The organism is Klebsiella sp. LTGPAF-6F, from assembly GCF_001753185.1.
In the GTDB taxonomy this organism is placed as follows: domain Bacteria; phylum Pseudomonadota; class Gammaproteobacteria; order Enterobacterales; family Enterobacteriaceae; genus Klebsiella; species Klebsiella michiganensis.
The window spans coordinates 2097621-2112699 of record NZ_CP017450.1 but is presented as its reverse complement, the minus strand read 5'-3'; the positions used below and the strand labels follow the sequence as shown (position 1 = coordinate 2112699).

Annotated in this window: 23 protein-coding genes; 1 reads left to right on the top strand and 22 read right to left on the bottom strand. The window is 52.0% G+C overall.

Annotated elements, in window-relative coordinates:
• Nucleotides 1-135: 135 nt before the first annotated feature.
• The 15 genes from BJF97_RS09915 to BJF97_RS09845 form a co-directional block, all read right to left on the bottom strand.
• Nucleotides 136-414 carry a phage tail assembly protein gene (locus BJF97_RS09915; RefSeq protein WP_070082889.1) on the bottom strand — a complete coding sequence of 93 codons (279 nt, stop codon included), beginning with the start codon at nt 412-414 and terminating at the stop codon, nt 136-138.
• A gap of 1 nt (nt 415) precedes the next feature.
• Complete coding sequence (locus tag BJF97_RS09910) at nt 416-784, bottom strand: phage tail tube protein (RefSeq protein WP_048294781.1); 369 nt, start codon at nt 782-784, stop codon at nt 416-418.
• A 3-nt stretch (nt 785-787) separates the two neighbouring features.
• The gene (locus tag BJF97_RS09905; protein ID WP_070082888.1) at nt 788-2299 is read right to left on the bottom strand and encodes a phage tail sheath subtilisin-like domain-containing protein; all 1512 of its coding nucleotides are present in this window, start codon (nt 2297-2299) and stop codon (nt 788-790) included.
• A complete protein-coding gene (locus BJF97_RS09900) occupies nt 2296-2481 on the bottom strand; it encodes a DUF2635 domain-containing protein (protein WP_070082887.1) in 186 nt (61 codons plus the stop codon). Before BJF97_RS09900 ends, BJF97_RS09905 begins: the two co-directional genes overlap by 4 nt.
• A gap of 3 nt (nt 2482-2484) precedes the next feature.
• The gene (locus tag BJF97_RS09895) at nt 2485-3030 is read right to left on the bottom strand and encodes an ATP-binding protein (RefSeq protein ID WP_070082886.1); all 546 of its coding nucleotides are present in this window, start codon (nt 3028-3030) and stop codon (nt 2485-2487) included.
• Complete coding sequence (locus BJF97_RS09890) at nt 3027-3386, bottom strand: head-tail joining protein (RefSeq protein WP_070082885.1); 360 nt, start codon at nt 3384-3386, stop codon at nt 3027-3029. The genes BJF97_RS09895 and BJF97_RS09890 overlap by 4 nt, the downstream gene beginning before the upstream one ends.
• A gap of 5 nt (nt 3387-3391) precedes the next feature.
• Nucleotides 3392-3760, bottom strand: a complete 369-nt coding sequence (locus BJF97_RS09885; RefSeq protein ID WP_070082884.1) for a hypothetical protein — start codon at nt 3758-3760, stop codon at nt 3392-3394.
• Nucleotide 3761: 1 nt separating this feature from the next.
• The gene (locus BJF97_RS09880) at nt 3762-4811 is read right to left on the bottom strand and encodes a major capsid protein (protein ID WP_070082883.1); all 1050 of its coding nucleotides are present in this window, start codon (nt 4809-4811) and stop codon (nt 3762-3764) included.
• A gap of 97 nt (nt 4812-4908) precedes the next feature.
• Complete coding sequence (locus tag BJF97_RS09875; RefSeq protein ID WP_047723969.1) at nt 4909-5313, bottom strand: head decoration protein; 405 nt, start codon at nt 5311-5313, stop codon at nt 4909-4911.
• Nucleotides 5313-5891, bottom strand: coding sequence for a hypothetical protein (locus BJF97_RS09870; RefSeq protein ID WP_070082882.1), 579 nt, complete (start codon nt 5889-5891; stop codon nt 5313-5315). Before BJF97_RS09870 ends, BJF97_RS09875 begins: the two co-directional genes overlap by 1 nt.
• Nucleotide 5892: 1 nt before the next feature.
• Nucleotides 5893-6762 (bottom strand): S49 family peptidase, encoded by an 870-nt coding sequence (locus BJF97_RS09865; protein WP_070082881.1) that lies wholly within the window; start codon nt 6760-6762, stop codon nt 5893-5895.
• The gene (locus BJF97_RS09860; protein WP_423202487.1) at nt 6759-8411 is read right to left on the bottom strand and encodes a phage portal protein; all 1653 of its coding nucleotides are present in this window, start codon (nt 8409-8411) and stop codon (nt 6759-6761) included. Before BJF97_RS09860 ends, BJF97_RS09865 begins: the two co-directional genes overlap by 4 nt.
• Nucleotides 8411-8632, bottom strand: coding sequence for a gpW family head-tail joining protein (gene gpW / locus BJF97_RS09855; RefSeq protein ID WP_077270223.1), 222 nt, complete (start codon nt 8630-8632; stop codon nt 8411-8413). The genes BJF97_RS09860 and gpW overlap by 1 nt, the downstream gene beginning before the upstream one ends.
• A 39-nt stretch (nt 8633-8671) precedes the next feature.
• Nucleotides 8672-10798 carry a phage terminase large subunit family protein gene (locus BJF97_RS09850; protein WP_070082879.1) on the bottom strand — a complete coding sequence of 709 codons (2127 nt, stop codon included), beginning with the start codon at nt 10796-10798 and terminating at the stop codon, nt 8672-8674.
• A complete protein-coding gene (locus BJF97_RS09845) occupies nt 10740-11303 on the bottom strand; it encodes a hypothetical protein (protein ID WP_070082878.1) in 564 nt (187 codons plus the stop codon). The genes BJF97_RS09850 and BJF97_RS09845 overlap by 59 nt, the downstream gene beginning before the upstream one ends.
• 314 nt (nt 11304-11617) lie before the next feature.
• On the opposite strand from BJF97_RS09845, the gene BJF97_RS09840 reads away from it, so the two are divergent.
• The gene (locus BJF97_RS09840) at nt 11618-12127 is read left to right on the top strand and encodes a hypothetical protein (protein WP_070082877.1); all 510 of its coding nucleotides are present in this window, start codon (nt 11618-11620) and stop codon (nt 12125-12127) included.
• Between the two features lie 31 nt (nt 12128-12158).
• Here BJF97_RS09840 and BJF97_RS09835 read toward each other — a convergent pair whose 3' ends face one another.
• The 7 genes from BJF97_RS09835 to BJF97_RS09810 form a co-directional block, all read right to left on the bottom strand.
• The gene (locus tag BJF97_RS09835) at nt 12159-12797 is read right to left on the bottom strand and encodes a hypothetical protein (protein ID WP_070082876.1); all 639 of its coding nucleotides are present in this window, start codon (nt 12795-12797) and stop codon (nt 12159-12161) included.
• Nucleotides 12798-12871: 74 nt separating this feature from the next.
• Nucleotides 12872-13135 carry a hypothetical protein gene (locus BJF97_RS09830; RefSeq protein ID WP_070082875.1) on the bottom strand — a complete coding sequence of 88 codons (264 nt, stop codon included), beginning with the start codon at nt 13133-13135 and terminating at the stop codon, nt 12872-12874.
• 138 nt (nt 13136-13273) lie between these two features.
• Nucleotides 13274-13594: a GrlR family regulatory protein gene (locus tag BJF97_RS09825; RefSeq protein ID WP_070082874.1), complete on the bottom strand. Its 321-nt coding sequence runs from the start codon at nt 13592-13594 to the stop codon at nt 13274-13276.
• Between the two features lie 90 nt (nt 13595-13684).
• A complete protein-coding gene (gene lysC, locus BJF97_RS35060; protein WP_442910099.1) occupies nt 13685-13882 on the bottom strand; it encodes an Rz1-like lysis system protein LysC in 198 nt (65 codons plus the stop codon).
• A complete protein-coding gene (locus BJF97_RS09820; protein ID WP_070082873.1) occupies nt 13830-14219 on the bottom strand; it encodes a DUF2570 domain-containing protein in 390 nt (129 codons plus the stop codon). Before BJF97_RS09820 ends, lysC begins: the two co-directional genes overlap by 53 nt.
• 88 nt (nt 14220-14307) lie before the next feature.
• Nucleotides 14308-14805 carry a lysozyme gene (locus BJF97_RS09815; protein WP_070082872.1) on the bottom strand — a complete coding sequence of 166 codons (498 nt, stop codon included), beginning with the start codon at nt 14803-14805 and terminating at the stop codon, nt 14308-14310.
• Entirely contained in the window at nt 14805-15020 is a 216-nt protein-coding gene (locus tag BJF97_RS09810) for a class II holin family protein (RefSeq protein WP_024358952.1), read from the bottom strand. The genes BJF97_RS09815 and BJF97_RS09810 overlap by 1 nt, the downstream gene beginning before the upstream one ends.
• Nucleotides 15021-15079 lie beyond the last annotated feature (59 nt).

Here is a 15079-nt window from a genome sequence, read left to right as displayed (position 1 = left end):
AAGGTTTCCTGAGTTTGTTAATCCTGGAGGCCTGAGATATCCACCACTTCAGACGGGAGTAGGTCATGCCCCACGCCCTGTCCTCAGTCCAGCGGAAATAAAATGTCACTTCAGCAGCAAGTTCCTGCCATGCTGTCAGGGCTGCCAGGTCAAAAAACTGAGCAGATAAACCTCGCACTTGCGGAAGTCGATAAAATCCATCGGCTGTAAAACGCTTTCGCGGGTGTCAGATACCAGAGAAATGAGTAAGCGCATTGCCGCAAGAGAGGTTGAAGAAGACTGCTTTTCGTAAAACTGCTCAGCCTGGCTAAGTGTCGGCGCTTTAAGCTCAAGTTGCTCATAGCGCGTTTTCTGTGCCGTATCCTCAAGAGGCGTTGTAAGAACAATGATTTTCGTACGTTCTAATTCAGCCATCTTAGTTCTCCGTGACCTCAAACCCTTCCCAGCGAACATCGAACACTGCATCTTCGCTTTCAACTTCCTGGACGTTTACCGTCCAGAGCCCTCGACCAATGATTGTTTTGCCATTTGCCAGTTCCGCGATGACGTTGACATTGGTCTGTTTGTTAAAGCCCTGCACATTTGTGCCGCCACTATCGCGCAGGCGGGCAGAAATATACGGCGCAACAGGCTTTTCTTTGTAACCGTGTACGCCATCCATTCCGGTCAGCGTGGTACGGTTTACCGTTGAGGGCTGGTATTTGAACGAGCCTTCAACCATGACCGACACACCGTTAACGGTGACATAGGCAGTACCGGCAATGCGGTTAGAAGTATCAGCCATGACTTATGCTCCTGTTGATTCAGCCTGCAGGCGGAACTGGTTAAGCAGCGCAAAAATACGCAGTTGATTGATCAGGGTTCCCGGCCACAACACATCGACGCGGTTGGGATTTGATGCGTTTTGTTCAACGATAATATTTTTCGCGAACGCTTCGGCATCCTGTGCATAGCCGTTAAACACCAACGTCTGGTATTCAGCGATCTGATCGGCCTTGATGATATTAGGCGTGACAATCGGCTGCCCAGGTGCAAAACGGGTTCCATCTGCGGCCAGTTTCATTCGCCCGAATTTACTGGTCACGGCGGTACGAAGATAACGCGTGACGAACATCAGGCTGAACAATGTTTCTACCTGAAGATAGCTATCGTCTTCGTCGCCGTAGCTGTTTTTCTGATAGGTGGTGATGACGTTTTCAACGTTGACAGTCCCATCATCAGCGACGGTGTACGTTGAAATGCCGCTGTACAGCAGGTTGTTACGCTCAGTGAGTTCGAAACGGTCCTGCAGATCTGGTGCCAGTACGCCATAAACCGGCAGGCTCTGCAGCGGGCGGCCCGGATCATTGCGCAGACTCGGGGCAATAGCCCCAACCAGCGCCGCTGACCAGATGTAACGTGGCGTTGGAGAACGATAGACGCCCAGCAATGTTTCGTGCTGGTTATTACGCGCCTCACCCTTCGTTCCCAGCTCGGCATAAGTTCCAGACGTAGTACCGAAGGCGTGACCATAAAGTTGTTTATCCCACGCCCAGCGGCCAGAAGCATCGTTAAGAAACGCCTTCATCGCATCAAGAGACACGGTGTCGTCGTAGGGGTTAACGATAAAGTCGAAGGTTTTATCCTGAAGATTGCCGACCGCATCGACAAAATCAGGGGCACCTGCGCCACCAGACATTGTCGTGATCGTGAGAGTCAGTCCAGTCGGTGTGGCCTCACTCCCCTGCGTACCGAGATAGTTAAGGCGAATATCAATGCCATTGCCCAAAAGCCCAGCATTTTTTGCGGTAAGCTCGACGGTATCAGTGGCGTCAGATTTTACGGCAGCAGTGACAGGCAGATCGGTTTTCTTGGAAATGGCTGCTACCATCGCTGCGGCAATCTGTACTGGCGTATCAGTTGCCAGGACTGTCATTTGCACGCGGATCCCGGCGATATAGAGCGAGATAACCCCAGTCTCAGAAGCCTGCGAGGTGACTTTGATAGTCCCTTTAGCAACTGTCATAGATTCAGAGTCATCTGCCAGAGGCAGGATCCAGACTTCTGCAGCGGTATCATTCTTTTGATACGCCGTCATCATTCCATGCAACTGAGAACCTTTGCCACTCAGGTCCCCTACTCCATTCGGGGAGGAAACTTTAACAGGGATATTGGGCACCGCTGATCCACTGGACTGCATCTGCCCAATCAGCAGAGTGCGCTGGGTTGCCGTAGCGGTATTGGCCATGGAGTTGTCAAACTCCACGTAAAACAACGGCGTCCGGAGGTTACTGGGGACGCGTGAAAACGGAACGGTCATTTACTGTCGCCCTCTTTTTGAACGGTGCTCTTTACACCTTTTTCCTGAACCGGGATTACGTCGCCATCCTTCAGTCGGCGGCGCCAGAATGTATTATCCGGCACGTCAGCGCCTTCTTTGGGCAATGCTTCGCCCCGGACAGGACAGCGCACGCTGAGCCCATCTTTAGGTTTTACAAACATGGATTACTCCTGCAGGTTAATACTGGTTCCCGGTCGCGGCGTACCGTCAGGCATTTCGACTGTGATATCGATCCCCTCCAGCAACGGCGGGGCGATGGGATAAAAGTCCTCCGGCCCCTGATAATGTTCGATATCGATTTCGAACAGCAGTTGGCCCAGATGCGCCTCACCGTCAGCGTCAACATTAATGGTCGACCGGACTTCCGCGTACTTCTGAATTTTACGGGTGAGCTCGTAGCTGTTGATGACTGCCCTTTCCACCTGCTCGCGCAGGTCCTCCAGCGCGGTCTCGGCTCGCATTGCGCCGTCATCATCGGTTTCCCCGTCATACTCCTGGACGCGGCCAGTAATGCGGACAGTGGTCACCGTAGTGAACGCTGGCGTATTCCGTCCCTGCGCCTTTTTATGATCGAACGGGGTTTGTACCAGCAGCGCCGGATAAAGCGCCGCCGAGGTTGGCCAGTCCCGCGGAGAATAAACATGGTCGCCGGCATCGGTGTTCCCGACCAGCGCCGTCACCACCATTTTGCGAATAGCTGATGCATTCATCGTGATTTCACCACATTGAGAACAAGGCGGGATCCGCCATGACTGTCAGGCTCGACATTGGACACCACGAATAACTGATTAATGACGTTGCCGCCGACGGTTTTAATAAACACCCGATCCGATACTTCAGGCTGAGGTTTCCCCAGCTTGCGGAACTCGGCATCACGTACGCCGAGCATCGGACTGGAGGTATTGATCACTGAATCCCCGTCGAGGTTTTCAGCAGCCTGGGCATACCCACGGTCAAAAATGCCGTTAATTGTGAAAGGAGCACCGTCTTTGGGACGGTACTCGTGTTCATCGCCGAAGACGCCATGTAGCGGACTCAACAGGTGTAAATCCCAGTCCACTCCCATCGCGCTTACTCCGTAGTAATTTTCACGCCACGCGCAGCAGATATCGCGCGCTGCCGAAGAACTTGAACATCGGCGATCACACCTGCAGCCAGCAGACGTTCTGCGTCCTTACCGGAGACCGGAATACGCAGATTTTCGCGGTAAATCTCGCCGTCATGGCGAATGCAGTTCCCCTTCAGAACGACGTATTCAGGGGCGTCGGTTTCATCTTCAGCGCCGTCCACATCATCTGCTGAATCACCGTCTGTTTCGTCATGCTGTTGGTTATCCTGAACGATTCCGCCTGCATTCAGATCGTCAACATTCAGGCCTTCTTCGGCGGTACCTTCCGCATTCAGATCATCCACCGACCCGGTTTTGGTTGCTTTAGCCATATCAGACCACCGTTGCACAGAGGGATGCGTTGACCCGGCTCGGAATAACAAGCGGGGAGGATTGCATCAGGATAAGGCGTTGTGCCGGATCTTCTTTTACCCAGGACTTGGGCGCATAGGCCAGCGGGCCGTAGTTGAATGCCGGGTCCAGAATGACGCCAAAGGCGCGGGTACCCATCAGGTCCGCACCGCTCATGATGACTGCACCATCAGGGATCATCGGCTTCTCGACATTATCGAGCGGGTCAATAAACCAGTCGTTATACAACCAGAGGTCAAAGTTACCCCAGCGGCCTTTATAGATAGCCCCCTTCATCACCTGTGGGCCCGCATTAATCTGGTTACCAAACGGGCTCAGCGCCGGGAATGTGATGGCGTTATCCTTAATGGTGGTATCGAGTCGGAATGCACGCCACGACTTATTCGTGAAGACCAGGTCAGTGGCGACAGAACCGGACTCTTTCAGGAAAGTGGTCTGCCAGGCTTCGATATCATCAGAAGGCTGGGTATTGGTCGCGCCTGCGGCAACGGTCAGCGGCCATTTGTCCGAACCGCTCAGGGTGATGGTCAGGTCGGAAGCACGACCAAAATCCACCACTTTAGTTTCGTAACCTTCCCCGGTGACCGTGACGGTCCCGGACACCAGCGCGCTGGCCGCCATCCACTCCAGACGACGGTTGATCATGTCGATCTGGTCAGCCATTTCAAACTGCAGATTTAACATTTCACGTTCGGCAGCAGTGTATTCGCCACCAATTCGCTCGCCAATCTGACGACGAATCGGTTTACGCAGATCAGGGGCGCGCTTGTCTTTGATGTACGCAGGTTTGAAGGTATTGGTCTGGTATTTACGGGACTCGACCAGCTTGCCCTCCACCAGCGGAGAGACAAACGGCGCCATACGACGCAGGCCGACATCGACATCAATCGCCACCTCTTCAGTCTCGTAGGTCACGACATTCGGGAAGAAGCGATCCAGTAACCAGTTCTGACTTGTTTTCAGGTTAGGAACGACCTGTGCCAGCACGCTGGTATCAAAAATATTTTCCATATTCAGTCTCTTAATAATGCCAGCTGCACGCTGGCAAAAATTGGAATGAGTCAGCCCCTGCCGGTTAAAGCATTAGATCAGGAGTGAGAGGGGTAAATCAGGAAGTGGCTACAGGGGCCTGAGTGCTGTCTTTCAGGAAAATAGCCAGCGGTCGAAGGGCTGTTTTCAGTGCCGGAATGGCCCAGGAGTTATCAAAGATAATGTGGTTCTGGTTGAACTCGCCCATCAGATACAGGCCGCCATTCTGATCTGCAGTTGACGCATCAACATTATCAACCAGAATCGCCACCGGGGTTTCGCTACCATCGGTTGCCGTCTTCACACTCAGTTTATACTTCCCACTGGCGGTGACCATCCCCAGTACGGTTCCACGTTTATAGGTACCACCGGTAATAATGCCGGTGTCCGTAACAAGCTGAAGCGTCCCGGCGATGAGCTGGTCGGGTAAAAACAACGAACTTTCCATACCCGGGGCGAACTGATTCTGACCAAACTGATCCATTATTTTTCCCCTTTCGTGGAGTTGTAGAGACTGGTCATTTTGCTCACCAGTGCCGATTTACCGCTGGCTGGTTTCCCTCCATCCAGCCCAATCCGGACATTCTCACTTTCCTGCATGCGCTGATCGAGAGAACGCTTGCCCGTTGCCTGGGGTTGAGTAGTTGGCACGGTAGATGCCAGAATGTTGATAGCAGCCGCAGCGCTCATCCCGGTATTGAATGCGAGCGAGGCGGCCAGCGATGGGTTCGCAGCAGCGTGCTTACTGCTGAAGATGCGGGCGCAACGTTTACGCTCAGCAATGCGGGCACTTTTAGCCACTTTGCCTTCTTTGCGGTCGTCGTCATCGTCGGATTCATCCTCTTCGGAAGCATCTGGATCGTCATCGTCATCTTCCGCATCGTCGTCGCGTTCATCTTCTTCGGCGTCGTCGTCACGCTCATCGTCTTCCGCGTCATCATCGCGCTCGTCTTCTTCCGCGCGACGGGCTTTCGCCTTTTTGGATTTTTTATCGTCTTCCTCTTCGGAAGCTGATACACCAAGTCCAATAAGGTGGGCGAAACTAAACGGTTTCTTTGCCATTTCAGGCTCCTGTTTTTTCAAGTAAATGTCTGAACGCAGCATCCGGAGGGCATACCTCATCAGCCAGTCCAAGCTCCACACCATCAGCAGCCATAAAACAGGCGGCCTGAGTACTTTTAATCACCTTCGCGCTTATGCCGCGATTTCTGGCGACGGTATTTACGAACAATTCCCCCATGGCATTAATATCCTGCTGGATGGCATTAAACGCTTCTTCAGAAAGTTCCCGTAATGGCGAGCCTTCTGCTTTACGGCTTCCGAAGGTAATGATCGTCACTTTCAGGCCGTCGTCTTTAATTCGCTGCGTCCAGTCCAGGTGCATGGTGATAACACCGACGGAACCAACACCGCCGGTCCGGGGAACAGAAATACGGTCAGCAGCGCTGGCAATCGCATACGCCGCGGAATACGCATTTTCGGTCAGAATGGCATGGATAGGTTTCATGCCCCGGGCGTTGTAGATTTCATCAACGAGATCAAAACAGCCAGCGACCTCCCCACCCGGAGAGTCAATATCCAGGCAAATGCCGTTGACCTCCGGGTCCGCCAGCGCGGTCAGAAATGACTGGCGGATGCCGTCATAACCGGTCATGCCGCTGTACGGCCTCAGGCATCCCAGCTTTTGAACCAGCGTGCCGCAAACTGGGATAACGGCAATCCCGCCTACGTTGTCGTATCCAGGATCGCGCTTTGACTCCCGACTGCGATTGCCGTCGTAGCCGTACCAGTCATCATCTTCCATAGCCAGGGAGGATTCGATTCTGCTGATACCAAACCGATCCATGACCGCAGCCATAATGACCTCGGCTTTATTTGGGTGAAGGGCGAGCGGCGTATTAAACAGCCGCTGCGCCAGATGAGGTAGATTCACTTTTCCTCCGGGTCTTTAATTGTCTCGCTGGCGAATTGATCCGCCTGCGCCCAACTGGGTAATGGAAGACCACGCTCCAGACAGGCATCGATTTCGCGTTTGCGCTGATCCATCACCTCTTCCCAATCTTCGCCGGCGTTTTCAGCCACTTCCATTTCCAGAGTGGACAGACCGGCATCAAGCCCGAGGATCGCGCCTTTCTTCTCAGCAACCGGGTCCACCCATCCACGTCCCGGCCCCATCCATCGCGCACGGCAATATGCCGCTTTGGCCTCAAGAAAATCTGGCGCTCCGGAAGGCAAAGGCAACGATTCAATACTATGAATTTCTTCTACAAATGCAGAAGCGACTGGTTGAGCGGTTCCGGTTGCAAAATCGTCACGGCGACGAGTTAGCGTTTTCCAGGCTTCCAGCATGGCTGCACGCGCAGATGAATAGTTAACATCCGACCAGTCCTGAGTAACCTGCTGGGTGGATAATCCTGTAGCTGCGGCGATATTCCGTAATACCGCGCTTTCGAACCCGTCAAAGTTACTGGTTGGACGAGCCGCGTCCAGAGTAACTATTTTTTCATTAGGGAAGAGATGAGGGATTCGGGCGCCATTCTGAAGATTAAGGCGCTTATCCTGGTAATACTCAGTTCGCTGAGTCTGATATGCACTCAGTTCATCACCATCACCAAAGCCTGTATCACCAAGGGCTGAAGACACCATCTGGGCATCATATGGTGATTCAACGTAGGCACCGAAGATGGCATTCAGAATTGCCGCCTCAAGCTCAGACTCATCATATTTAATCAGCATTTTCAGGCGCTGCACTATAGGTGCTAGTATTCCTACCCCCCTGTGTTGCGACCCCCGTTCCATATCAAAATCATGGATCACTATCGGACGTCCCCATGATGTTTCACGAGGAATGCGCTGCCATGTCATGGTTTTCGCTCCACTCCACCAGTCGCCGATATGCGCTTCACGGATGTAGTAAGCGACAGGTGCTCCATCGGCATCAATCTCCACGCCGCCACGAATATTCGGCATGTCGAAATTCTGCTGTGGGTTACTGAGTCTGTCAGGATCGACGACCTGTACCGTCGTGGCATACTGTCCGCGTCCGGGGCCTAAACGGTCGCGTCGATACTGAAGAATCAATAACGAATCGCCATCGAGCAACTTGTGACGAAATCCTAGCCGTAGCATCTGAGAAACTGTTTGTTTTCGCTCAACATCACAATATCGTCCGGGATCATTTGCCCATGATCGCCAGTGCGCTTCAATCACCTTTCCGTACTCATCCGCCCAGGTAGCATCAAACGCCTTATTGCCCGTAATAAGACGCAACATCCGATAATCGGGTTTAAAGATTGGTCGATAATTCGCACCAACCGCATTATCCAGAACGCGTGTTATTGTCCCTGACGCCCATCCGTCATTACGTGCCAGGTCCCGCATTCGAGACACAATGCGATCACGATAGATATTAATTTCATTATCTGGTGACCACAGAGCAGGCTGCCAGTTGGCCATTTGATCGCTAAAGGAGTCCGCCGCGTCATATGGAACTCTGCCGCTGCCTGACAACGCCCCGTACTTCATTTTCTGAGTAGATGGCGGCAAAGGACGTCCGTCAGCCCCTAAGATTTGCACACTCATCAGTACCTCACCCGTATTGGACGTCTTCTGGAAATCCCAAGCATTGCCTGTATCGTTTGAATCAGCGCCAGCAAATCACCGAGACTTGTCTGCTGATAGGTTACTGTTCGAGTGCCGTCGCCTTGTGTGTACGAAAAAGAGACACCTTTCGCACCCGTTGACAGGTCGATATATGCCTGCTGCGCCTGACTAAGCGCCGCCTGTAATTGTTCAGTACTCATTCCGGTCAGTAACGTTGTGATTTGTGGCACGGGGCCTCCTTATGGCAAGAGTTGCGAGATCCGCTTTCGTCTTGGTTTTTCATCTGGCTGCTCAACAATGACGGCGCCCGGTAACTCGTAACTAATTTTTTCTTCGGGTACAGGAGGAGCTGGCAGGAATTTATCGGGGTCAGCGGCAAGGTTGGCTGCCCGAACGTTGAGTTTTAACCCCATATGTTTTAGCCCACATAGAGCCGCATAACTGTAAACAAGACAGTCGAGCGCTTCGTTTGCCCTCCCCGGTATCTGTTCCCAGACGCTATAACGCTGACCCGCAGTGACTTTGTAAACCAGTCGCTCTGCCAGTAGCTGGTTAAAATATCCGAGGTCACGATCATCCGGGAAGTGCATATAGCCCGCACCTGCAGTACCTAAAGCCGGCGGTTCAAGATGCAGGCGACCACGGACAACATCTTTCGCAGAGTTCACGCCAAGAATAATTGGCCTGAAGCTGGCTTTACTTTTCGATGTCGGTCGCTTGGTTGGCCAGACGGGGTTGCGTTTGCCCCCCTGCGCAGACTCCCCCTTGATAGCCCAGATACGACGCCCAAGGCGCTCTTTACAGAACTCATAAACCTTTTGGGTATGGTGACCACCGGAGTCCATACATGCAGCCAGAATATTCAGCCCTCGCCCGTCACCACGTCGCCATATCTGTTTCAGGTACGCATCGAGGCGCTTCCACGGCTCCTCAGTTTCCAGATCGCCATAAATGACGTCATGCGCAACTGACCACGATTCTTCGTCCCGACCCCAGCCAGTGATCGTGATTTCGAATCGGTCATCCTGGGTATCGACGCCGGCAGTTAATAATGCCACGCCATCAGGAACGACGGCCGGAAAGACTTCACGGCGCGCCAGCAGAACATCAACCGGGAGCTGTTTCCCATGGTTGGGCCGGTGCGGCAACCCCATCTGGGTGTTCCACCAGGCCTGTTCTTTATCCGGATCGCCTTTTGCATCGAGGTATTTTTTCGCAATATCCGATGGCTTGTCTTTTTGCCAGGGACTGAAGAGTTTTGACGCCTGGTACCCGGCGTGTTGATTATCCAGCGCCTCGGCCCCGCAGTCCGGGCAAATCGCCCGGTATACGGCATGCCGTTCCGACTCCGACCAGCGCCAGACAGTATCAACACTCCCCTCATCGCCTTCATGCCATTTCTGATCATATTCCATTAATGGAGAATGGCGGGAACCACAGCATTCAAACGGTTTAGTCTGGTGCCAGCGAATTGTCTGTAATGCCCGCAGACGCTCGCCTTCCGACCAGCCAGCGCCACAACATTCACAATGGATCATGGCCGCTTTGGTCAGATGCTTATCACCTTCTTTCGGCCACTGGACATGTTTGAAGAAATCAAGGAACTGTCGGTGCCCGCAGTGGGGGCAAACTACAGAGGCCCGCCGCTGATCTGAATCTTCGTAACTGGCAGCAATCCGGCTTTCATCTTCGACCGTCGGCGAACAAGCCCGCACAGACAGCCAGTTAAGGCCAAATGTCGCGGTTCGCTCTTCCGCCAGGGCAATGGGATCACCCTCACGAGTAATCGGGTATTTATCCACCTCATCCGCCAGCAAAACACGGATAGGACGGCGCGCAAGGTTATCAGGGCTACCGGCGCCAGCCAGCGCCAGGAATCCACCGGTGAAGGCTTTATACAAAATGGTTTCTTTCGAACTCTTCTGTTTTGAGTCACCGATGATATTACGCAGCACAGGTGTCACGCGTACTAGCGGACTAATACGCTCTTTCGAAAACTGCTCTGCTGCTTCCTCTTTCGGCTGCAGGAGCAAAATCGGGCATGGATCGAGGTGTGCGAAATAACCGAACAGATTTTCCAGCAGCGCGGTTTTCATCAACTGAGTACAGCACATCACGGTAATAACGTGGACGCCCGATTCAGTCGCGGCCAGCATAGGACCGCGGGCGATCTCTACCGTTGATGTTTCCCAGTTACCAGAGGTGCTGCCAGCTTCTTTAGCCAGCTTCCGGTAGTCATCGGCCCATTGCGGGACGCTGATGCGCGGCGGCGGTGTCCACCCTTTTCGGACACTCAGTTGAAGACGCTCAATCTTCCGCTGGGTTAAACTCTGGTTCTCCGAGGACTGAGATCTGTTTGTGGACATGTTCAATCAGCACCTCTGTCATCCTGTCCGCCGGCACATTCAGATCGGCGGCTATCAGCGGTGCCACGCGTGAAGGCCAGTTCAGCCATGCATCACGCTGCTGGCGAAAGGCGTTAAACAGGACCTCCTCGGCGATGGCCAATTCAATTGTCTGGCCGCTGTCTTTTTCATACTGAAGCTTTGCCTGCAGGGCCATGTAATTTTCACGGATCCGCGCGGCCTCTTCCCTGGAAAGGTCGGCACCTTCTGTAAGCATTATCTGGCGAACGGTTTCATCAATTTCATCGTCGCCATCATTCCGGGGTGCTACGGTTTTTTTCTTCTTCGCGTTTGAAGCCCGCGGATCTTTTCCATCGCGGTTTTTCTTCAGCGCGGAATCGCTCGCTTCAACATCAATCAGGTCGCCATCCATGACGATAAACCGACCAGCCTTGATCCATCGGCCAATGGTCTTGCGATCGACGCCTGAATGTTGTGCGTACTGACTCTGGTTCATAGTGGTCATGGGGCATCACCTGGGACATTTTTGGGGTGGGACATTTACCTTGGACATTTTTGCAATGTCCCACACGAATGTCCCACTGGAATAAATGGAATAATCCGTGCTGGCTCTGGCGCGGCTGGCGATCCCTTGGGGTGGGACATGGGACACAAAATAAAAAGTTGTAGCTACAAAAACACCGCGGCGCGCAATGCCCGTGCCTTACAAAAGCCTCAGGAAGGACCCATTTTTTTGTATGACGGAATTTGAAAACATTTTTTTACATAGCATCACATTGAATCACACCCTATCATTGTCACGATTAATGCAAGGGGATAATGATGAAAAAAGTTAGTTTTATTAATGCGGCCCTGGCTGCCGTTTTGCTCACATCTTTTTCTGCAAGCGCTCAATGGCTTACTAAAGTAGATGATGACCTGTTCACAGGCGGGAAAAAGGCTGTGATGCTAGGCAGCTTGTCATCCTCAAACTCTGGGCTGATTTTCGATTGCACCAAGAATAAATTAACAGTTGCGTACGTAGAAACTGACAAAACAAGTGACTCCATTCCCACGGTAGAAATGGATTTAATCATCAAGATTGATGACAATCCAATCAATAAGCTTGAGGCGTCTCTGTCACGTAGAAACGCCCAGTCAATCGAGGTTGAAGCTGTTGATGCAGAGAAAATAACCGTAGTGCTTAAGCAATTACAAAGCGCTAAATCTAAAGTTCTTGTTGGTGTGCAAACACCAGATGGCGGTAACCAATCCTCGTTCTCAGGTAATGCATCTGGTTCGACCACTGCAACTAATAGCTTTATAAAAGCATGTGAGATATCTCTGTAACTCACATCCCAGTAAGGGACATCATTGTCCCTTACTTAGCCGTCCTGATAGCCTCAGCAATCGCTTTACTCAGCGCAGCAGGCATCAATGCCTCTGCCATAGCCTTCGAGCGGTCCATATATCCCAACACAGGCGTTACAGGAAGCGCATCGCCAAACCTCACCAGCAGCTTAGGGGGTCTCTGTTTTGGTCTAGGCCTGCGTGTACCATTAGGAGAGCGCTTAGCCCTCTTCTTCTTCGCCGGTTTTGGTTTACGACGCTGCCAGACCGCATTGACATTATTCACATCACCAATGAACACGTTCGACTTTGCTTTCAACTGCGAAAGTTTATTTCGCGGCATATTACCGTATTTGTTCAGCTTGATGTTTTTGGGGTTAAGCAACGCTGAGCTGTTCAGCTTATGATCGCCGCCAAATTCGAAAGGCTCCAGGTAACCTGCAGCGATATCTCGCACATAAACTTTCGCGCGGAGGTTATTCTTTCTGGCCCCCGATGAGCCCACAGCATTAACCGTGAACGGCGTCGGCGATTCCAGCTTTCGACCCAATGCGACTTTTTGCGCTGCGGCAATTTCCCGCACGACGGCCGTCATGGCCTGAGCAGCGGCGAATGGAATCTGCTTCTGCAACTGCCTAAGCTGCAGGGATAAGTCCTTAAGCGTTGCCATGCTGCCCCACTATTGTTAATAGTCATTAGAAAATCCACCCGTAGGTGGTCTTTGTGATGATTATTGCTCTAATTTTATCTTATTTCAGCTAATCGACATTCTCGGTCTGGGCGAATCAATAAATCGCCAGTAAGCACGGTACCACCATGAATAACAATCATTCTTTCTGACACATCTTGAAGAGATTCAACCCTAGCGGTATTGATCACTGAGCATTTCTCTCCTTTGCTAGTAACACCAGTAAAGGATAATCCGGTATTTATTATGTAAACTTTACCAGTGTCAGGATCCTCACCAACCAACCCCTTTCCTTTGATTAGCTTAATTTTTAGGTACATACAATTTCCTCTGAGTTAATGGAGGAAATAGAATAATTCTATTTCCTTTTTTTGAAAGCATTATCGAAGCCACTCAGGTAGTGGCTCCTGTAATGCCAATGAAAAAAACCGCCGCAGCGAGTCAGGCAAAAACACACTTTAAACCAACTCACCAATGAATTTTGCACTTACTCTAAGCCGAGCCTGAGGGACTCCTTTAACGGCCCCTGATAAAAGGTAACCCCCTTGCACTTCTACAATGCTCATTTCCATCGTGTAGTCATTTACACCTTGAATGACATTGACCGCCTGAGGATTATGCTGAGAAACATGCAAATCTAATGTATCGCCCTGAATATGCCCTTGGTAGGTAAATCCGAAATCCCCACCGTTGATGGCGTTTTCTTTTACTACTACAGTGCCCTGTCCAACGTCATGGTCATTGCTGCTGAAAGTAACGAAGTAAATACCGTTTTTCATGTCTCACCTTATGTGTGAAGCCAATTGGCAAAGACATTATAGGCATGCAAATTAAGGGGAGAAAAGTGGCATTTTAGTAATTGCCGCATATCACCCATTCTTCCCTCTAAATATTTCAGCCCGACGTATATCAGCCTTATCCCGGTTGCACTGGCCCAGCGCCGATAGCAGGCTGACGTTTAAATCCAGGCTTTGGCCCCACGTCAGGTTGTCAGGGATTTCCGGTTGCGGGGTGTCAGCTGTCAGGCTGGCCGGCAGCGGTATCACTGGCACTTTGACGTAAACCATTCGCGTATTGCTGCAGCCGCTTAACTGCGCCAGCAGGCACATGGCGATTAGTGCAATCATCATTCGCAACAGCAACCCTGATATCAGCCGTGGCTCCCGATGTGTCCAGTGCGATCTGCTCTTTTGCATTTTTGTTAGCCTCGGCGATGGAGTTGAATATCGTCATGGTGGTCAGTACGTTGGAGGTGATGGCCTGAGCGGTATTTACCTGCTGCTCAGCAGTTTCGGCTCTGGCTTCCTGCTGACTGGCGGCGTTGTGGTAATACATAACCAGCCAGCCAAGGCAGGCGACCAGACAGATAACCACGGCGATGATAATGGCGGTTAATCGGCTCATGACATGATTACCCCGATTGCCAGAAGATATGGCCACGCATCGTTGCCGTTAAAGGCAAGCAGCGCAGCCATGATGAAGCAAATCATGTTCATTTCTGCCCCCACAGACAAACTTCACGCTCAATCTCGCGGCGGGTTATCAGGCCTTTCCACTGTTTGCCCTTGGCGTAGGTCCAGCGGCGCAACTGGTCACATGCGCCTTTCTGGTCGCCCTGGTTGATTTTGCGTAGCAGCGTGGAGGTCTGAAAGTTTCCGGCACCGACGTTATAGGCGAACGAGTACAGAGCCCCGCGCATTGTTACCGGAATCGGCTTCTGGATGTACGGGTCAATCTGGCGGGCGACGGTGGTAAGGTCCCTGTTGAGCAGGGACCGGCATTCAGACTCGGTATAGGTCTTTCCGAGCACAATATCTTTGCCGGTGTGGCCATAGCAGACTGTCCAGACACCCACAACATCCTGATACGGCTTATACCTCACCCCTTCCAGACCATCATTACCGGTTGGCCCGGTTATTAGAGCGGAAGCGATCGCAATAGCGCCGCCCGTGACCGCTGCAATAACAGTTTTTTGCAGTGCTGGAGACATTATTCCCCCCTGGCAGCTTTGCGCCGGTCTTCTTTAATTTTGAAATACAAATTTGTCAGGTAAGTAAGGAAGCCAAATACCAGACTCCCAAGAACGCCAATGGCAGCCCACTGGGATGGGGATACTTTGTCGAGTAGCTGCAGTATCCAGAACCCCGCGCTACCTGCGGAAGAACCGTAGGCAATGCCCGTTGTGAGTTTGTCCATTCTGTACATACTCCACCCCCGTTAGTTACGGATGGCGCTGTGTTTTAAAGGGGTCAGGCCCGTCAGGC